The 18,547-nt window shown below is 69.8% G+C and carries 14 protein-coding genes and 1 pseudogene; 6 read left to right on the top strand and 9 right to left on the bottom strand.

Annotation, left to right across the window (positions count from 1 at the left end; translation table 11 throughout):
- Positions 1–118: pseudogene (locus Q0A34_RS05600) on the top strand (RNA-binding protein); the annotation flags it as partial.
- Positions 118–936 (top strand): VOC family protein, encoded by an 819-nt coding sequence (locus tag Q0A34_RS05595; protein ID WP_291479026.1) that lies wholly within the window; start codon positions 118–120, stop codon positions 934–936. The pseudogene Q0A34_RS05600 and the gene Q0A34_RS05595, both read left to right, overlap by 1 nt.
- A gap of 129 nt (positions 937–1,065) precedes the next feature.
- On the opposite strand, the gene Q0A34_RS05590 is transcribed toward Q0A34_RS05595, so the two are convergent.
- The 9 genes from Q0A34_RS05590 to Q0A34_RS05550 all read right to left on the bottom strand — a co-directional run bounded on the left by Q0A34_RS05590 (position 1,066) and on the right by Q0A34_RS05550 (position 15,444).
- Positions 1,066–2,703 (bottom strand): glycoside hydrolase family 25 protein, encoded by a 1,638-nt coding sequence (locus Q0A34_RS05590; protein WP_291479025.1) that lies wholly within the window; start codon positions 2,701–2,703, stop codon positions 1,066–1,068.
- A 204-nt stretch (positions 2,704–2,907) separates the two neighbouring features.
- Positions 2,908–3,363 (bottom strand): hypothetical protein, encoded by a 456-nt coding sequence (locus tag Q0A34_RS05585; RefSeq protein WP_291479024.1) that lies wholly within the window; start codon positions 3,361–3,363, stop codon positions 2,908–2,910.
- A 38-nt stretch (positions 3,364–3,401) separates the two neighbouring features.
- Positions 3,402–4,475: a PrsW family intramembrane metalloprotease gene (locus tag Q0A34_RS05580; RefSeq protein ID WP_291479023.1), complete on the bottom strand. Its 1,074-nt coding sequence runs from the start codon at positions 4,473–4,475 to the stop codon at positions 3,402–3,404.
- Positions 4,465–5,292, bottom strand: a complete 828-nt coding sequence (locus Q0A34_RS05575; RefSeq protein WP_291479022.1) for a hypothetical protein — start codon at positions 5,290–5,292, stop codon at positions 4,465–4,467. The genes Q0A34_RS05580 and Q0A34_RS05575 overlap by 11 nt, the downstream gene beginning before the upstream one ends.
- 10 nt (positions 5,293–5,302) lie before the next feature.
- Entirely contained in the window at positions 5,303–7,396 is a 2,094-nt protein-coding gene (locus Q0A34_RS05570) for a M13-type metalloendopeptidase (protein WP_291479021.1), read from the bottom strand.
- A 21-nt stretch (positions 7,397–7,417) separates the two neighbouring features.
- Positions 7,418–8,371, bottom strand: a complete 954-nt coding sequence (locus Q0A34_RS05565; RefSeq protein ID WP_291479020.1) for a type IV toxin-antitoxin system AbiEi family antitoxin domain-containing protein — start codon at positions 8,369–8,371, stop codon at positions 7,418–7,420.
- Between the two features lie 142 nt (positions 8,372–8,513).
- On the bottom strand, positions 8,514–11,954 hold the full coding sequence (locus Q0A34_RS05560) for an arabinosyltransferase domain-containing protein (RefSeq protein ID WP_291479019.1): 3,441 nt from the start codon (positions 11,952–11,954) through the stop codon (positions 8,514–8,516).
- Positions 11,955–12,063: 109 nt separating this feature from the next.
- A complete protein-coding gene (locus tag Q0A34_RS05555) occupies positions 12,064–14,043 on the bottom strand; it encodes a galactan 5-O-arabinofuranosyltransferase (protein WP_291479018.1) in 1,980 nt (659 codons plus the stop codon).
- Positions 14,044–14,124: 81 nt separating this feature from the next.
- On the bottom strand, positions 14,125–15,444 hold the full coding sequence (locus tag Q0A34_RS05550; RefSeq protein ID WP_291479017.1) for an NYN domain-containing protein: 1,320 nt from the start codon (positions 15,442–15,444) through the stop codon (positions 14,125–14,127).
- Between the two features lie 196 nt (positions 15,445–15,640).
- On the opposite strand from Q0A34_RS05550, the gene Q0A34_RS05545 reads away from it, so the two are divergent.
- The 4 genes from Q0A34_RS05545 to Q0A34_RS05530 are packed head-to-tail and all read left to right on the top strand — an operon-like array spanning position 15,641 to position 18,220.
- The gene (locus tag Q0A34_RS05545; protein ID WP_291479016.1) at positions 15,641–16,015 is read left to right on the top strand and encodes a GntR family transcriptional regulator; all 375 of its coding nucleotides are present in this window, start codon (positions 15,641–15,643) and stop codon (positions 16,013–16,015) included.
- Positions 16,012–16,137 (top strand): hypothetical protein, encoded by a 126-nt coding sequence (locus tag Q0A34_RS05540; protein WP_291479015.1) that lies wholly within the window; start codon positions 16,012–16,014, stop codon positions 16,135–16,137. The genes Q0A34_RS05545 and Q0A34_RS05540 overlap by 4 nt, the downstream gene beginning before the upstream one ends.
- Before the next feature lie 59 nt (positions 16,138–16,196).
- Positions 16,197–17,108 (top strand): ABC transporter ATP-binding protein, encoded by a 912-nt coding sequence (locus Q0A34_RS05535; protein WP_291479014.1) that lies wholly within the window; start codon positions 16,197–16,199, stop codon positions 17,106–17,108.
- Complete coding sequence (locus Q0A34_RS05530) at positions 17,105–18,220, top strand: hypothetical protein (protein WP_291479013.1); 1,116 nt, start codon at positions 17,105–17,107, stop codon at positions 18,218–18,220. Before Q0A34_RS05535 ends, Q0A34_RS05530 begins: the two co-directional genes overlap by 4 nt.
- Positions 18,221–18,547 lie beyond the last annotated feature (327 nt).

The raw sequence follows: 18,547 nt of genomic DNA, 5'->3' as shown, positions 1-18,547 counted from the left end.
GGTCGTCATCGGGAACGACCGCGCGGACGGCGACGGTACCGGTGACGATGACGACGACTTCTTCGACGAAGCAACTGCCGATGACGATTTCGACCCCGACAAGTGGAGGAACCTCTGATGCCCGCTCTCGTAGCGGAGCCAGGAATGCCGATCTGGATCGACCTGGCTACCACCGACCTTGAGAAGGCGCAGACCTTCTACGCCGAGCTCCTCGACTGGGAGTTCGACACACAGTGCGACGGCTATGTCGTCGCGAAGAAGAACGGGATGCCCGTCGCGGGCCTCGGTGAGGTCCCGGACGACAAGTCGTCGCTGTGGGGGATGCTGCTGTACGCCCCCGACATCGACCACGTCCACGAGGAGGCCGTGAAGGCCGGGGCGACGAGCATCCTGTCCCCGCGCGACGTGGGCCGACGTGGGCGCATGGCCGTGATCGTCGACCCGTCGGGCGCGACCGTGGGGCTGAAGCAGCCGTCCGGTGACGAGCCGTTCTTCGCCGCCGGCGAGCCGGGCACCCCGGTGTGGCACGAGCTCCTCGTCGGTGAGGAGTTCGACGCGACGATGAAGTTCTACCACGACCTGGCCGGATGGGACATCCGTCAGCACAGTGACACCGACAAGTTCCGCTACGCCACCGGTGAGTACAACGGTGCGCCGCTGTGCGGCATGTGGGACACCAGTGAGCTGGACGAGAACCCGTCGATGTGGACCCTCTACCTCGGCTGCGTCGACGTGGACAAGGCCGCGAAGAAGGTCAAGAAGCTCGGCGGCAAGCTGGTCCGCGCGCCGTGGAACTCCGAGCTGGGCCGGCTGTGCACCCTGGTGGACCCGACGGGTGCGCTGGTGAACCTGTGCGAGATCGCCGAGCCGACGCCGGAGAGCCTCGAGGACGTCCACGAGCCCGACATCATGGCACCGGGGGCACCCCAGCCCTGACCGCCGTGTCGCGGAGGGCACCCGCACAGAGAAACGCCCTGACCTGGATCGGTGAGATCCCGGGTCAGGGCGTTGTCCTGTGCTGTCGCAGGCGGTGGCGTCCGTGACGCCGGTGGCCGGCCCGTGGGGTCAGAGCTGGGCGGCGAGCATCGGTGCCGCGCCGACCGGGTCGATGCCCGCGTCCTCCAGGGCGCGCAGGGCGCCTTCGGGGTCGGAGGCGAAGCGGGACGCCGTCTCGCGGTCCACGCCCAGACGTTCCGCCGCAGCCACCGTGGCGGCAGGGTCGGCGGCGAGTTTGGCGGCGGTCTCCGCGTCGACGCCGGCGGCCTCGAGGGACGCGCGCAGGGCCTCCGGGTCGGCGTCGACGGCGGGTGCGTCGGCCGGTGCGTCCGACGCGGGCTGTGCGGCGGGGGTGTCCCCGGGGCCCGACTTCACCTTGGCCAGCAGTGCGTCGGTGTCGACGGTGCCGGAGGCGACCTGGGCGGCGTAGTCCGTGGCGCCGAAGGCGGTCAGCAGGCGCAGGATGCTGTCGAGCGAGACGTCGCCGCCGCCGATGAGGCCGGCGAGCTGCGAGATGTCGACACCACCCTCGGCGGGTGCGCCCTGTTCGTCGACGAGTGATCCGACGAGTTCGCCCACCTGGTTGGCGATGTCCCCGCCGTCGGCCCCGAGTCCGAGTGCGCCGAGCACCAGGGCGGCGACGGCGGCGACCGGCATGGTTTCGCCGGCGTCACGGGCCTCGATGCCGGAGGAGGCGAGGACGGCGCCCAGGGACTCGCCGAGGCCGGACTCCTGTGCGGCGGCGAGGACGGCCTCCGGGCCGACGGTGCCGCCCACCAGGCCGAGGAGGTTGACCAGCAGGTCGGTGCTCAGCGGCTGGTCGAGGCCGGGTTCGCCGCCGGCGGCCTCCTGGTGCTCGGTCTCGTTGGCGCTCTCGGCCTGGCCGAGTGCCGCGTCGGTGATGGGCTTCAGGGCGTCGACGACGTTGCCTGCCGCGCTGCCGTCGGCCGGGGTGCCGGTGAGCGCCTGCAGCTGCTCGTCGGTGCCGTAGTAGGTGTTCATGTCGACGTTGGTGTAGATGCCGTCGACCTGCCCCTCCGAGGAGTACTGCCAGAACGTGACCTCGTTCCAGCCGCCGGGGATCTCGTTCGGCAGGGTCGGGTTGTAGTAGGCCAGCCACAGCGGGTACTCGGAGAACTCCGTGGTGTTGGCCATGTCGTTGATCCAGAAGTTCTGGTACGTGTAGATGATCGGGTCACGGCCGGTGAGGTTCTTGATCTCGTCGATCCAGTCGCGGACCCAGTTCTGCAGTTCCTCCGGGCCGAGCCCGCCGGATTCCTCGAGGTCGAGGGTCGGGGGCAGGGAGGGCTGGACGCCGGTGGCGAGGGTGGCGGCGTAGTGCTGGGCCTCGGCGCGGGGGTCGGTGGTGCCGGGCTTGGCGTAGTGGTAGCTGCCCGGTGTCACCCCGGCGGCCGCGGCCTTGGCGGAGTCCGAGGTGAAGTAGGGGTTCACGTAGCCGGTGCCTTCGCTGGCCTTGATGAAGGCGAAGCTCTGGCCGGACGCGGCGACGCTCTGCCAGTCGATGGCTGCGCCGCCGGGGTGCTGGTGGCTGGCCACGTCGACGCCGTCGAGTGCCCAGCTGGGCACGGGCAGGACGTCGGTGGCGACCAGGGCGGCGACCGTTGCGGCTGAACCGAAGAGGGTCACTGCGGTGAGTCGGGCGGGGACGGTGGTGCGCGCGGTGCGACGCCATGGGAGAGACAGCATGCGCCACACGATACACACTATTCACAACAATCACACGAGTAACACGCGCACCGCGTGTCGCAATTCACGTCTTCTCCGTCACAGCGGTGACCACGGGAAAAGTCAGTCCCCGTGCATCCTGACGGGGGTCAGGACGACACGGGGACACTCTTTTCCGTCGCGGAAACGACGGAAACTACGGGGATGGCAGGGGGCCGGACGGTGCTACAGGTTCGCGGCGAGCACGTTGGCGGCCCAGACGGGGTCGATCCCGGCGGCCCGGGCGGCACCCAGGGCCTGCTCCGGGTTGTTCGCGGCCCAGACGGCGGTCTCGCGCGGGACGCCGAGGCGCTCACCGGCGGCGATGGTGGCCTCCGGGTCGGCCAGCAGGCGTGCGACGACGGCCGGGTGCACACCGGCGGCCGTGGCGACCGCGGCGGTGCGGCCGGGGTTGTCGACGGTGGACTTCTGGCCGACGGGCTGGGTCACGCTGACCGAGGCCGAGGCCGAGGCCGAGGAAGAGGGTGAGGGTGAGGGTGCGGAGCCGGTGGTCGCGGCGCCGGCAGGGGCCGCGGTCGCGGTGAGGACTCCTGCGGACAGGGCGACCGTGGCGGACAGGGCGGTGAGGGCCCGGGAGCGGGGGGATCGGGGACGGCTGGACTGACTGGAGAGAATGGTCATGGCGCCGATGATAGCCGGAACCGCGCGGCCGGCAACCCTTATCGCCGAGGTGGTCCGAACCCGGGACGCCCCGGAGGCCCCTGCGGCGGTACCCCGGGCGGCATCTGCGGGACCTGCGGAAACACCGGTGGGGCGGGACGCGGCTCCGGGATGCGCTGGTATACCGACACGGCCGGGTAGCGGCCGGCGGCGGCGAGCGCCCGGGCCTCCTTCGTCGAGAGCACGACGGCGGTGACCAGCAGTGCCGCACCCAGTCCCCAGGAGAGGACGAGGTGGGTCAGGGTGGCCGCCAGGGACTCCACCTGGAGGTTCCATCCGGCGTGGACCATGAACCCCGCCAGGCCGGAGGCCAGCACCCACGCCAGTCGCCGTCGCCAGGTGAGGCCGGCGGCGTAGACCGCCATGCCGATGCCGTAGCCGACCAGTCCGGTGCACACCGCGTGCAGCAGCGGTCCCGCCACGAGCCGGAAGAGCCACATCTCGGACACCCCGGCAATGTCGGAGGTGGGGTGGTACACGGAGAACATCACCGCGTAGCCGACGTTCTCGAAGGCCTCGAAGCCGATCCCCACGAGCATGCCGGCGACCAGCCCGTGCCAGGGGCGGTTCCACCAGGCCCGCCCCATGTGCAGCAGGAGCCACACGCCGAGGGCCTTGGAGAGCTCCTCGGGGTACGCCCCGCCGAGGGACAGGGCCAGTTCGCCGATGTCCCAGCTGTAGGACAGGTCGATCAGGCGCTCGCTCACGGTGAAGGCGCCGAGGGTGAAGGCCCCGGTCATGCCCCACAGCACCGCCGCGCCGGCCAGCAGCCACGGCGTTCCCCGGTAGATCAGTGTGCGGGACAGCAGGAACCAGGTCACGGCCACGAAGAGCACGGCGTACAGCGAGGCCAGCGCCACGGGGCCCGGACCGGGGAAGAGCATCAGTACCGCGGGGGTCAGTGCGGTCACCACTAGGCTGACCAGGGTGATCACCAGGAAGGACCAGCCGAAGACGTCCCAGGTGGGCCGCAGTCGCGGCCGCTGGTTCGGCGGGAACGCGTCGTGGTGGCTCCGTGGCACGTCGAGGACGCGCCAGCCCCGGGCGTGGCGGGAAGGGTCGTCATGCGGCACGGACGGCACCCCACAGCTGGTCGGCGGTCACGGCGACGGACTCCTCGTCCCCGCCGGTGACGGCGAAGGTGTACAGGACACCGTCGGGCCCGTCGAGCAGGACGGACGCGGCGGCGGTGTAGCGTCCCGGCGTCCCTCCGGGCGCCGGATCCCCGAACTGGACGGGCCGGGTGTCGGCGGGAACGCCCGGGTCACGCGGGTCGGGCAGGTCGTCCAGCAGGCCGGAGGGGGCCCTCAGCTCGACGACCGGCGACACCATGAACTCCCCGGCCCGTGCCGACAGGGACGGGTGGAGCACCTCCTCGGCGACGGCGGGGCGGAACGCGACGTCGGACACGTCGGTGGCGAGGATGGCGCGCAGGCCACGCCCCGACGACAGGGCGGCGTCGTCCACCCCGGCCATCGAGACGATGTCGAGGTCCACGTGCTCCAGCCCGTACCCGACCACGCAGGAGGCCTCCAGGGTGCCCGGCAGCAGCGCCTCACCGGTGGCGACGCACCGGCCGTCCAGCCCCGCCAGGTCCAGCGGTGCGGACCCCCACGCGGTGAGACTGTCCGCCGCAGCCTCGTTGAGCAGGTACGGTCCGGTGTCCGGGTCCTCGTTCACCGGGACGGCCAGCGGTGCCGCCAGGAGCAGCAGGGCCGCACCGACGAGGATGAACCAGCGGGCGGTGCGGTGGGGCCCGACCGCCGCGGGCCTGAAGTGCCCCTCCGGGTCAGCGTCCGGTGGGCCCGGCGGCGGGGTGACGTGGGGCCCGGGCGTCGGACGTCCCCACCCGTCCGCCCCCGGGTCCGGTGTGATCGGTGCAGCCGGCATTCCCGGGACGTTACCAGATCGTCACGCGCCGGTCCCGGGACAACCACATGCCGTTGTCGGGGGTGACGTCGAAGGCCTCGTAGAACTCGGCGACATTCGACGCGACGACGTTGCAGCGGAACTCACCGGGGGAGTGCGGGTCGATCGCCACGTACTGCGCCGCCATCTGCGGACGGATCGCCGTCCGCCACACCGTGGCCCACCGCAGGAAGAAACGCTGCAGGACGGTGAACTCTGTGCCGTCCGCGGCGCCGTCCACCCCCTCCACCGGTGCCGTGGGGGCGGTGTCCACCGTCTCCCCGCGGTCGGCGAGCCACTTCTTCAGGGCGACGACGGCGATGCCGAGTCCACCGAGGTCACCGATGTTCTCCCCGAGGGTGAAGGAGCCGTTGACCTTGTGGTCGGTCTGCCCCCGCTGGGCCAGACCGGTGGGCACCAGGCCGTCGTACTGGGCGACGAGCCTGTCGGTCAGCTCGGTGAAGGCAGCCCGGTCCTCCTCCGTCCACCAGGAGTTGAGGTTGCCGTCGCCGTCGTACTTGGAGCCCTGGTCGTCGAACCCGTGGCCGATCTCGTGGCCGATGACCGCGCCGATGGCCCCGAAGTTGCCCGCCATGTCCGCCGTCTCCGGGTCGGCGTCGAAGAACGGCGGACGCAGGATCGCCGCCGGGAACGTGATGTCGTTGCGGACCGGGTTGTAGAAGGCGTTCACGGTCTGCGGGGTGGTGAACCACAGTTCACCGTCGCTGGGCTTCCCGAGCTTGGCGACCTCGAACTCGTGGTTGAAGTCGGAGGCGGCACGGTAGTTCGCCAGGAGGTTCTCCCCGTGGTGGGCGTCGTCGCCGAAGGTCAGTCCGGAGAAGTCGCGCCACGTGTCCGGGTAGCCGACGCGGGCCCGGAAGGTCCCCAGCTTCTCCAGGGCACGTTCCCGGGTGGCCGGCGTCATCCACTCCAGTTCGCTGATGCGGTCCCGGTAGGCGGCCAGCAGGTAGTCCACGAGCTCCAGCATGAGCTCCTTGAACTCCGGCGGGAAATGCCGGCGCACGAACTCCTGGCCGACCTCCTCACCGACGGCCCCCTCGACCATCATCACGGCCCGCTTCCACCGGTCGCGCTGCTCGGTGGAACCGGACAGGGTACGCCCGTAGAAGTCGAAGTTGGCCTCCGAGAACACCCGGGGCAGCTTGCCCGCCCGCGCGGTGAGCACCCGCCAGTACGCCCACAGCTTCCACTCGTCCAGGTCGTGGCCGTCCCCCGCGCCGGGCACCAGGGAGGCGACGTGCTCCAGGTAGGACGGCTGGCTCACGACCACGGTCGGGGCGACGTCGGCGGTGATGCCGACGCCGTCGAGCCAGGCGGCGAAGGGGAAACCCGACGGCAGGTCGTCCTGAGCGGTCGGGTTGTGGGTCTTCTCCGCGTCCCGGGACGCCACGGTGTCCCAGTGGCCCTTCGCCAGGCCGGTCTCGAAGGCCATGAGGGCGTCCGCCGCGGCGGAGGCGTCCAGCCCGGCGAACCGACCGGGCCGGGGCTGCTCACCGGTCTCCTCGACCAGCGTCAGGAACCGTTCGATGAAAGCGCGGTAGGCGGTGCGGGTGTCGGCGTGCTGGTCCTCACGGTAGTAGGCCTCGTCCGGGAGCCCGAGACCCGACTGGACGATGTAGGCGACCTCGTCGCCGCTGCCGCCCGCGTCCTTCTCCGTCCAGAAGCCGACCACGCCGCCGACGCCGTGCCGGTCGAGCCGGGCCAGCGTGGCGACCAGGGCGTCGAGGTCCGCCGCGTCCCGGACCGGGTCGAGGTCCGGGGAGAGGACCGACAGGCCGGCCTGCTCGATACCGTGCTCACCGTCCTCGTCCATGTAGGAACTGAACAACGCGCCGATCCGCGTGGACGGGTCCGCCGCCTCGACGATCTCCCTGACGTCCAGCTCGGCGCGGTCGCGCAGCTCATGGAACTTGCCGTCGACGGCGCGGTCGGCGGGGATCTCGTGCGACGCCAGCCAGGCGCCGTTGACGTGACGGTAGAGGTCGTCCGCCGCAGCGGGGACAGGGCCGGTGGAGGCCTCGGTGATGTTGTCGGGGATCGTCGGTGCGTCAGTGGTTTCAGCCATGGGCACCACTGTAGGCATCCGTCAGCGCAGCTGCGGGTGGAAGTCCCACACGGCCACGTCCGGGTAACCGGGGACGGTCGACCACCGCCGGTTGACCCGGCCCGCCACAACCTCGCGGAGCTGCGCCACGATACGGGAGTCCACACCACCGGGACCGATGCAGAAGTCCGTGTACCGGAACAACACCCACCCCCACTGTGCCGCCGCATTGCCCTTCCACCGGTCGCGGATGAAACCACGGGAGTCGGCGGTGTCGGTGACCGCGTGGTAGTGGAAGCTGTCGATCTCGATGAGCACCCGTGCCTCGGGAACGACCACGTCGAACCGGTAGGGGCCGACGAGAACGTTCGTCAGCACCGTGACCGGCAGGCCCTCGACCGCACGGTGCACCAGGCGCAGCGCCGTGCGCTCCAGTCTGCTGGCGGTGCCGGTCGGCAGCCCGTCGAGCAGGTTCTCGGCCTGGGCTGTGCCGGACGTCAGGCCGGCGAGATCCTCGGCGAGGATGTCGTTCCCCTTTGTGCCGCTGTACATCCTGGTCAGGAACCGTCTCAGATCGTCGTCGCCGCAGGTCGGTGCAGTGGAGCGGTGGACATCGACAGCGGCCTGCAGAGGGGTGGAGACCCTGAGACCGTGCTGGTGACGATGGCGGCGGAGATCGCGGACACGCAGCAGCAGGCGATCACGTCGACCGGCACGTCCGTCGCGCGGCACGAGACCGCGCGCCGGCCAGACCATCGGCTTCTCGTCGTACAGGAACAGTGCGGTCGGTCCGGTGTAGACGACCGCCGGGACGAGGTGCGCCAGTGCCTGCAGCGTCAGAAGATCGTCCGGTGGCGACGAGGTGTACACACCTCTGCCGATCCTGTGCAGGTCTCCGCGCCGGACCGCAGCCCGGACCTGAGCTTCGGTGAACCCGGCCCCGACGAGTTCGCCGGTCAACCAGACCGGCCGTGACGACAGTGATTCGACCCCCATGCGGATATCCCCTCCGGGGAGCACTGTAGCCGGCGGCGGCCGGCCCGGAGACACAACGACGGTTTCTGTCCAGGATCGAGAGCGAAGTCGTTACTTCACCGTCGATGTCAGACAGAAACCGTCGTTACCGGGTCTTCGGGCCTCAACTCAGGCGCATCGGCCCCGGTGACCACAGTCCGGACCGGTTCTCGGTCTCGATGTCGACGTCCACAGTCTTCGGCTTCTCGCCGGTGCTTGAGGCGAACGGGGTCAGCCTGGTGACCACACCCCAGTCGCGCTGCCAGTCATCCTTGAGGTAGGTCGACATCTCGGTGCCGTGGGTGACCATCTGGGTCAGTCCGCCGGCGCCGCCGCCGTAGTAGTCCTGGACGGGGGCGTGCGCCTTCTTCGCGTCGTGCTCCGGGGAGATCTGGAACTGCGGGACCTCCGCCACGCCGGCGTAGTGGCTGAACGGCCGCTGCGCCGGGAACTGCAGCGGGACGGACCAGTCGAGCAGCGTCGGTGCGTCACCGATGACGTCGTTCAGCGGGGTCAGGGTCGGCACGCGCGGAGGTGTGAAGGCCAGCCACTGGTCCGGGGTGACGTTCATGTCGGCGGCGTAGACCCGCACGACGTCGGCGTCCTCCGGGATCTGGTCCATCGGGAAGCGCAGGTTGCGCCACTGCGGTGCGGTGCCGATGTCGAGCGGCTCGAGCTCGCCCATGACCTCGAAGTCCTCGGACCCGCTTCCCTCGCCGGTGCTGCGGCCGTACTGGAGCCGCAGTTCCTGGCCGTACTGGCGCACACCGTTCATGTCCAGGTGGGACACTTCTCCGGCGGCGGAGATGATGAGCAGCGGCGAGTCGTCGCTGCGCTCCGGCAGGGAGTACCAGGACGTGGTCGTCTCGGCCTGGAGCTGCAGGCCGTCGGTGTAGGAGCCCACGACCGGCACCTGGCTGCGGTCGATGTCGAAGGGCAGCTGGGCGTAGGAGCCGTTGGCGCCGGCACGCGGGTTCAGTCCGCCGCCGGGGCCGGTGTCGGTGATGTCCTCCTCCTCGGTGGAGCCGTAGGCGTTGGTGTCCACGGCGGAGGTCTGCGGCGACGAGCCGGAGTCGGAGCTGTCGGAGCTCTCCTGGATGCGGTTGGGGATGTTGTTCTCCCCGAAGCCGCGGGAGTTCTCGCCGGTCAGCGAGTCGACGAAGTCGGTGCCGTCGGCGGTCTCGAGGAAGGACTCGTTGGTGTCGGACTCGACGAGGGCGTCGCCGGCCATGCCGCTGGAGTTGCCGGCCAGGGCGGCGAGGTTGCCCTTGCCCACCGAGTAGGCGGGCCACTGGGAGATGAAGCCCTTGCCCAGTGAGGCCAGGTTGAACAGCACGACGATCGCGGTGAGCACGGCGATCGGTGCGGCGGCGACACCGGCGAAGCGCTGTGCCTGCGCGGCTTCGCGGCGGTCGACCTCCTGCAGTTCGGCGTCGGTGGTGGCGTTGGCCTCACGGATGTCGTTGAGGAAGCCGATGACCACGCCGATGAACATCACCAGCACGGCGAGGACCATCATGCCGGTGGAGATCTCGAAGCCGGCGACCTGGATGGGTTTGTCGTACCAGGGCACACCGAAGCTGGAGATGTACCACCAGCCGTTGGTGCCGGCGAGGGTGAAGGCGAACAGCAGCAGGCAGGCACCGAGGAAGACGATGCGGTTGCGCGCCGACCGCATCGCCATGGTGGACGCCGCGACGGCGGCCAGCGCGGCGAGGCCCGCGGCGATGCCGGCGTAGACACCGAAGTGGTGGGTCCACTTGGTGGGGGTGAACGTCATGAAGAACATGGTGCCGACGACCACGAGGGTCATCCGCAGCGCGGGCCCGTGGGCGGTGCCGGGGACGCGGCGGTTGCGCAGCATCGAGGCGACGACCACGGCCAGGCACAGCAGCATCATGAGCACGGAGAACCGGCGGGGGAAGGACCCGTCGACGGTCTGCTTCAGCAGCTCGGTGTAGCGCTGCGGCTCCTCGTACCAGGACAGGGACGGGCCGACGGGGCCGCGCACGCCGATGGACTCCATCACGGTGCTCAGTGTCTGGTCACCGAAGACGCAGATCAGCACGGCGGTGCCGGCGGCGAAGAAGGGGGCGATCTGGGCGACTACGGCCCCGGTGACCTTCTTCTTCGAGCTGCCCTTGCCTGCGTTGAGCAGGGGGAGCCGCCGGATGACGATGCGGACCAGGCCGGACAGGGCGACGAGGATCGAGGCGACGGCCATCAGGCCGGTGGGGCCCGCGGCCAGGGAGAGGGACGCGACGATCACGCCGACGGCGGCCGGCAGCAGCCGGCCCGTGGCGATCGCGCGTTCCATGCAGACCCAGGTCAGCAGGGCGCCGAGGGCGATGACGGGCTCCGGACGCAGACCGTTGTTGAAGGTCATGGCGAAGACGAGGAACACCGCGGCGGCGGTCCAGTGCGCGACCTGGCGCTGGGCGATCTTCGTGCCCAGCCGGGGCAGCACCTCGCGTGAGAGGAGCATCCAGGTCAGCAGGCTGGCGATGAGGACGGGCAGACGCATCCACACCGAGGCGGTGGAGACGTGCGTCATCAGCGCCAGCAGGTCGTAGTACGGGGCGCCGAACGGGGACTCCGGGACGCCGAACCACCGGTAGTAGTTCGCCATGTAGCCGGACTCCTGGCTGGCGCGGGCCATGGTCAGCAGGTAGCCGTCGTCGGCGGTGTTCGCGCCGATGAAGTACCAGAGAACCAGGATGCCGCCGACGACTCCGTCGAGCCAGCGTGGTCGCCACCAGTTGGCGGGCAGGAAGCGGCGCCGGGTGCGGGTACGGCCGTCGAGGATGTCCATGCGGTGCAGCGCCCACAGGGACACGACCATGAAGAGGACACCGAGGACCATCGCGGCGATCTTGATGCCGCTGGGGGTGGAGGTGTACCGCGAGTCGACGGTGACGTCCACCTTCAGGCCGGCGTCGATGGCCGCCCGGGCGTTGTCGGGGCTGTCGGTCATCTCGGTGAAGATGCCGGTGAGCATGGGACGGATGTCGTCCCCGAACCCGCCTTCCAGCGGGTTGCCGTTCTCGTCCGTGGCGTCCGGGATCCAGGCCCGGGTCCCCTCGTGGTCGGAGGTGATCCGCAGCTGGGCGCCGTCCGGCAGGTTCTCGAGGGTGTCGGTGTCGACGGACAGGGCCACCGAGTTGCGCACCACGACGTCGAGGCCGTCCGGCGTGGACCGGACGAACATGCCCCGCAGCGTCGCCTCCTCCGCGCCCTCGGGCACGGTGGACAGGACTGTGGTCTGCCGGCCGTTGAGGTCGCGGACCTCCGACAGCGGCAGGGTGATGTCCAGGTTCTCCGGGTGGTAGGACATCAGCGGCGCGTTGACGCTGCGCAGGTCACCACCCTGCGGCCAGGAGAAGCTGGCCTGTTCCTGCTTGACCGGGAGCAGCGGGGTCAGACAGAACAGGATGAGTGCCGCAATACCCGACAGGACGGCGATGGCCTTGAGCCGGTCGACCCCGGCTGCCGTCGCGCGGTCGGGGTTCGTCTCAGGGGTCTGTCCGGACACCTCGTCGGGCGCATCGTGTTCGACTCGTGACATAGCAGCACATGTTACGGCAGGAGTCTGGTGAGGACTAAGCGGTGACGCGCGGCGTCGGTCACAGCCGGTCACGGCCGGTCAGGCCCGCTGTGTGCCCTGCGGCGCAGGGCTACCGCTGCCGCACGGCCACGACGAACGGCCCGATCTGCTCCAGGTCCCAGCCCTCGGAGAACGCCGAGGCGCGGAAGGACATCGTGGTGAACCGGACGTTGGGGTCGTTCGGGTAGATGTCCTCCGCCAGACGGTAGCTGAAGGTGCCGTCCCCGTCCGCTGTGGCGTCGGCGGCCTGTCCGCGCAGGACGAGGGCGTCGGGCCCGGCCCAGCCCTGCTCCTCGGTGGCGGCGTCCATCGCCTCGGTGAGTTCGGCGGGGTCGGAGATCCCGGTCCACCGCTCGATCTCGGCGTTGCGGTCCTCGAACCGGCCGAGCGGGTTGGCGTAGTGGGCGGTCATCGCCTGGTAGGAGTGGTACGGGTAGTAGGCCATGAAGCTCTGCTCGTCGGTGAGCACCACGGTGCCGGCACGGTGGCCGCCGAGCCCCAGGGTCTCGTCGATGTAGGCGTCGACGTCGGCGTAGTAGACGGTGGAGTCGGCGGGGAAGAGGTCACCGCGCTGGGCCTCGCCGTCGGTGTCGGTGTAGGCGAGGTCGATGTGCTGACGCAGGTTCAGCGGGATGTTGATCACGTGCGTCGCCGCGGCGAAGGTGAGCAGGACCGCCAGGACGGCGGTCACCTTCGGGGCGGCGTCCGGCCCCACGAACTGGGGGTAGGCGCGGCGGACGCCGTTGACGCGCAGGTCCTCGAGCGCCATCATGCCGCCGGTGACCAGCAGCAGGGAGATCGGGAGCTCCATGCGGAAGCCCAGCAGTGTGGTCCCGGTGAGGGTCGTCAGCATGGACGCCAGGACCCAGAGGTAGCAGACCACCAGCCCGGCGACGAGCGCGCGGACCTGGCTGCGCCGCCACCGCAGCACCATCCACACGATGCACAGCAGCGCCAGCGCCCCGACGAGGTTCACGTGGAAGAAGGGCACGGGGATCTCGGTGCCGGACTGCGGGAGGTAGTGCTGTGCCCGTCCGCTGGGCCCGCTCTCCGAGGTGAGCCGGGCCAGTCCGTACGGTGCCCATCCGGCCAGGGCGATGACGATCGCCCCCGCACCGATGACGGTCAGGCGCACCAGCGGCATGACCGTGCGGGTGCTCCAGGCGACGACGACGGCGATGACCACCACGGTCAGCGCGGAGACACCGGTGTAGAGCGTGTACAGGTTCGCCGACAGGCCGAGGAACACCGCCAGCCCGGCGATCCCCGGACGGGAGCCGCGGACGGCGCGTCCGGCGAGGACGACCGCGGCGGGCATCCCGAAGGCGACGACGGCGGCGTAGGGCTCCTCCGGCGCGGTGTACAGCACGACCGCGGTGGTCACCACGGCGATGACGCTGCCCAGGGGCAGCGACCCGGTGAGCCGGTGCCACACCGGGACCAGCATGGACCCGGCGGCGGCGAGGGTGATCAACGACCACGGCTGGAAGGCGGCCCACCCGGCGAGGCCGAGGACGTTGGCGAACAGGCCACCGGTGAGGAACCACAGGCGCGGGTAGAAACTCGGCTCACCCAGGTAGGCCATGTCCCCGAAGCCCGGCTGGTCGGTCATCCGGGTGAAGAACTGGGTGCGGAACGCCTGGTCCACGCTGATGCCGTCGAGGTAGAGGCGGGTGGCCGCCAGCGGGACGGCGAGGGCGGCGATGACCAGGCCCGCGGGTGCGAGCCAGCACAGCACCGTCGCCCCGGCCCGGCGCCACCGCGGCCAGTCGACGAACGGGGTGCGGGAGTGCAGCACCGCGTAGAGCACCAGGGCCAGCACGACCAGGACGATGACGCCGCCGGCGCTGGCCAGCGCCTTGGTGACGTTCGACGACGAGTAGGCGGGCAGGTTCGTGCGGGAGAGCACGAACCACGCCGCCAGCGTGACGACGGAGGCGAGGACACCCGAACCCACGACCTGCCCGCAGAAGGACAGGAAACCGCGACCGGTGCGGTCGGGGTGGGACGCGGCGTCGGTACCGGTGAGGCCGGTGGCGGGGGCTGTCATGACGGCATTTTCTCACAGTCGGCGCCGTCACCGGCTGAAGGGTGACTGGGAGGTGCCTGCACGGGGTGGGCAGGTCGGGAACTACCGGTTGAGCAGGATGCCCCGGATCCCGGAGTGGAAACCGTCGCGGAGGTTCACGCGCTGGTACTCGGTCAGCGTGTACTCGTGGAGGGTCTCGCAGGCGAACTGGAGCAGCGGCCGGTCCACCTCGGGCGGCAGGCCGCCGCCGCAGAGCACGTGGGCGCCGTCCTGCTGTTCGGTGGTGGCGGCGTGCTGGTACCACCAGACGGCGTACTGCTCGCCGATGTCGAAGGGGTTCTGCTGGCCGCCGGACTGCCACACCTCCGTGGGAAGAGGGACGTAGCGGCTGCGGAGCCGGCGGCGCGGTGCCATCATCGCCGGGGTGGGGCGGGAGCCGGCGAGATCGGCCGGGGAGGCAGGTGAGGCGGGGGCGTCCGTCCCTTCGGCGGTGTCGGCGGTGCCGTCTGTGCCGTCTGTGTCGTCGTCGCCGTCCTGGTCGGCGGATACGGGGTTCTCGTGGGAGACTGGGGCCGGCTCGCGGGCCGGCTCGCGGGCCGGCTCGCGGGACGACGCCGGCACAGATGACGGCACAGACGCCGGCGTCGGCGCGGTACCGGACCCGTCCCCGGCGGCGGAGCCGTCAGCGTCGGGACCGGAGCCGGTGGTCTCGGCGGTCCCGGAAGTTTCAGTGGCGCCGGCGTCGGCGTCGTCGGCGGGAGTGGCGGGCCGTCGGCGGACGTCCGGCACGGCGCACGTCCCGGAGAGGTCCTCGACGGGTTCGGCGTCGCCGATGGGCTTGTGCTGGGCTCCCGCCGCCCCCGTCTTCAGCGGCCCCTCGAGGATCTGCAGCCGCATGCAGTCGGCGAAGTCCTCCCGCGGGTCGAGGATGGTGGTGGAGTCGCAGGAGTAGCGCAGATTGGCCGACATCGAGTCCCACCCGAAGCCGTAGAGGTGCACCCGCACGCCCCGGGCCACCGCCTCCTCGACCCCGGGGAGCATGTCGGCGTCACCGGAGACCAGGACGATGTCGGTGACGTCGCGGGACATGGCGCTGATGACCATGTCGGCGACGAGCCGGGTGTCGACGGCCTTCTGGGTACGGCGGTCGCCCCACTCGATGAGCTGCCCCGTCCGCAGCTGGACCCCGTTGCAGGAACGCAACGCCCGCTGATAGCGGTGCGGCCCGGAATCCGGGAGTCCGTCGTACCAGTTCTGCCGGTAGACCGGTTGTCTCAGCTGGTCCACCACACGCGATTCCAGCACGTTCACGACCTCCGGAAGATCGATCTCGAGCTGCGCCCGCGCGCCGGTCTCCCAGGCGTTGTAGAAGCTGGCGAGCAGGTAAGAGGTGTCGACGTAGATCAGGGTTCGTTCGAGCATCGGAGGGTCCTCACTAAGTTCAGTCGATTGTTCCCCCCAGTGTGCATCAGGTGTGCGGCCGGTGGGGAGGTGTGCTGGTCATTCGGTGGTCCGGCGGCGTCGTGTCCGCCTGCCCTTGTCAGAAACACGCAGTCGTGCGATGGTTAGTTACAGGAGTAACCAACCAACAAGCCCTGGTGCGGGAAGGAGGCGGCTAGTGGACGAGACGACGTCACCGTTGTTCCGGCAGATCGCCGAACTCGTGGAGGACTCCGTCGTCGACGGCTCCCTCCGGGAGGGCGACCGCGCCCCCTCCACCAATGAGCTCGCCGCCTTCCACGGCATCAACCCGGCCACCGCGCGCAAGGGGCTGACCCTCCTCGCCGAGCGGGGCGTCCTGGTCAAGAGACGTGGCCTGGGGATGTTCGTCGAGGACGGGGAGCGGGCCCGGATCACGGCACGGCGCCGGGACGCCTTCGCCGCCGACTTCCTCGCGCCCCTGGTGGACGAGGCCATCAAACTCGACCTGACACGCGACGAGGTCCACCGGCTGGTCGACCAGGTCGCGGAAAGCAGAGGACTGTACTCATGACCATCACACTCACCGACGTCACGGTGTCCTACCCGGCTGCCGGGACGACCGGACGCCCCGAATGGACGATGACCAGCATCGTGGGCGGGCAACGGAGGATGCTCACCCGACTAGGCAACTGACCCCGGACACCACCTTCGGACACCGCCCCATTCACCACCCCGGAAAGGGAGAAGAAGACATGACACCGTCACCCGGAACCACCGTCCCTGACCCGCTGGTCCGCGCCGAACACCTCGACCGCTCCTTCGGCAACCGGCAGGTCCTCCGTGACCTCTCGGTCGACCTGCCGAGGGAGGGCACCGTGGGTCTTGTCGGACGCAACGGTGTCGGCAAGACCACCCTCATGGGCATCCTCGCCGGTCAGCTCAGAGAAACCGGCGGGCGTGTCACCGTCGACGGTCACCGGCCGTTCGATAACCCGGTGGTCATGAACCAGGTCTGCTTCACCGGCGTCGACATCCTCTACCCGCCCCAGTGGTCGGTGGACACGGTGCTTTCCGTCGCGTCCCAGAGGTACCCCCGCTGGGACGGCGCCCTGGCTGAGGACCTCGCAGGACGGTTCGGACTCCGCCGGTTCGGCGGCATGTCGTCGCTCTCGACCGGGCAGAGGTCGATGGTGGGCATCGTCGTCGGGCTGGCGTCCCGGGCGCCGCTGATCCTTCTGGACGAGCCGTACTCAGGGCTGGACGCGCAGAACCGTCGCCTGTTCTACGAGATTCTCGCCGGCGTCCAGGAGGACGACCCCCGCTGCATCGTCCTGTCCACCCACCAGCTGGCCGACGCCGGACGCATCGTGGACCGGCTGCTGATCCTCGGCGAGGGCGGCCGCATCCGCCATGACATCGACGGCGCCGAGCTCGGCGACAGGTTCGTCCGTCTCACCGGGAGTGCGTCGACCATGTCCGGGGTCCTCGATGAGGTGAGGGCACTGCCGGGCGTCCGCCTGATGGCGATGCGGGACGTCGCCGGCAGTATGTCGGTGGACGTCGACGTCGGTGGCGGGACGCTGCCGGTGTGGCCCGGGGTGACCAGGGAGCGACTGGGGACAGAGGACGCCGTGATCGCGCTGACCGGGGAGGGGGAGTCATGAACAGCGTGCCCTTCCGGGTGAGATTCCAGATGTATCCCCGGGCAGAACAGCTGCTGGTGATCCCGCTGGGGCTCGTGACCTGGATGATTCTCGAGATCGGCAGCGGCCCTGCCCAGATGGCGATAATTGCAGTGCTGTGTTCCTGCGCGATGTGGGTGACGGTGCCCGACCTCGGCCGTTACCGGGCCTTCGGGATTCCGCTGCGCTACTGGACCGTGGATACGGCGACGGCTGTGGTGCTGATCACCGTGGTGCTCGTCGGCGTCGGAGCAGCCGCGTCGGCAGGCACGGCAGAATACGCCGGGATACTGTGCGCACTCGGATTCATCGTTGTGTCGCACGTGGCGACAGGGTGGAGACAGGTTCGGGGGGACAGCTGGTCAGTCGGCCGGACACGGGGACCGACAAGATTATGGACGGTACTGTCACGGGGGATGACGTCCCTTACGGGGCCCTTGGCATGGAGACTCGTGTATCTGCCGGTCGCGGTCGCCACCGTGCTCACCGCCGTACTGATGGCGGTGCTGATTGCGGTCCTGAAAATGCTGCAAGGTGACTCGGAGACATCCTTCGTCAGCCTGGCGACGATGCTCCCCCTGGTCATGGCGATGCTCCCGGTCGTCGCGGCGGTGCTCGCCGACGGCTACCGGGGGTGGAGGTCAGTCGGACTGCCGGTCCGTCGCTGGTACCGACACGCTTTCGTGGGGTCTGCACTGTTCGTTGTCCTGCTGCTTCTCATGGTGCATCTCGGATTCTCAGTCGGCGTGATCAGCACTACGCAACCACTGACGGTCGAGTCCCCGGAACAGTTCGCCCTCGCGATGTCCTTCGGGGCGCTGGGGACCGCTCTTCTGCCGTTCATCGCGGTGAGCGGCGGACCGATTACCCCGCTAGTCGGACTGGTGCCGGCAGGCGGGTTGCTGATGACGGTCGAGACCCAGGCGGCTCTTCGCGGACCAGCTCCGATGTTCGGCGTGGTTGCTGTGCTCGTGCTGACAGCCGCCACGGTCGTGTGGACGTACGGTCGGGTCGCCGGGGGTGACAGTCTCCGCATTACCGGCTATGTCCGGGGAGCGGAACGCACCTACTACGAACGTCAGGGTGCGTTGTGATGTCAGGGGACAGTGGCCGAAGTTCGCTGAGCGGTTGAGCCGGGATATCGCGATCCAGCGGTCTACTTCGTCACTGTGACGTAATATCGTCCAGGTTGGCCAGGGCCTCACAGTTGGCGATGAAGAGCCGATCCGCGGCCTTCGTGTGGAACCTGGCGGTGGTTGGTGTTGGTTGTGGTGTTGTGTGGGGGTGTTGACCTGCTGTTTTGTGTCGGGTGTGTGGGGTGTGTAGATTAATGCGAGTCAGAGCGACCGACACCGCACAGTGTGCGGCAGGATAACGGCGCTGACGTACTGCGTAAGCTTCGCTCCTTCCTGAGGGTGCGG

The organism is Corynebacterium sp., assembly GCF_022712195.1.
Classification (GTDB): Bacteria; Actinomycetota; Actinomycetes; order Mycobacteriales; family Mycobacteriaceae; genus Corynebacterium.
Note: the sequence above shows the minus strand (reverse complement) of the source record. Positions and strands in the feature narration are given on the sequence as shown.

Bases quoted from the DNA above. Each gene is read 5' to 3' on its own strand.
- Q0A34_RS05595 (WP_291479026.1), top strand. From the start codon at position 118: ATGCCCGCTCTCGTAGCGGAGCCAGGAATGCCGATCTGGATCGACCTG.
- Q0A34_RS05590 (WP_291479025.1), bottom strand. From the start codon at position 2,703: ATGCTGTCTCTCCCATGGCGTCGCACCGCGCGCACCACCGTCCCCGCC.
- Q0A34_RS05585 (WP_291479024.1), bottom strand. From the start codon at position 3,363: ATGACCATTCTCTCCAGTCAGTCCAGCCGTCCCCGATCCCCCCGCTCC.
- Q0A34_RS05575 (WP_291479022.1), bottom strand. From the start codon at position 5,292: ATGCCGGCTGCACCGATCACACCGGACCCGGGGGCGGACGGGTGGGGA.
- Q0A34_RS05570 (WP_291479021.1), bottom strand. From the start codon at position 7,396: ATGGCTGAAACCACTGACGCACCGACGATCCCCGACAACATCACCGAG.
- Q0A34_RS05565 (WP_291479020.1), bottom strand. From the start codon at position 8,371: ATGGGGGTCGAATCACTGTCGTCACGGCCGGTCTGGTTGACCGGCGAA.
- Q0A34_RS05560 (WP_291479019.1), bottom strand. From the start codon at position 11,954: ATGTCACGAGTCGAACACGATGCGCCCGACGAGGTGTCCGGACAGACC.
- Q0A34_RS05555 (WP_291479018.1), bottom strand. From the start codon at position 14,043: ATGACAGCCCCCGCCACCGGCCTCACCGGTACCGACGCCGCGTCCCAC.
- Q0A34_RS05550 (WP_291479017.1), bottom strand. From the start codon at position 15,444: ATGCTCGAACGAACCCTGATCTACGTCGACACCTCTTACCTGCTCGCC.
- Q0A34_RS05540 (WP_291479015.1), top strand. From the start codon at position 16,012: ATGACCATCACACTCACCGACGTCACGGTGTCCTACCCGGCTGCCGGG.
- Q0A34_RS05535 (WP_291479014.1), top strand. From the start codon at position 16,197: ATGACACCGTCACCCGGAACCACCGTCCCTGACCCGCTGGTCCGCGCC.
- Q0A34_RS05530 (WP_291479013.1), top strand. From the start codon at position 17,105: ATGAACAGCGTGCCCTTCCGGGTGAGATTCCAGATGTATCCCCGGGCA.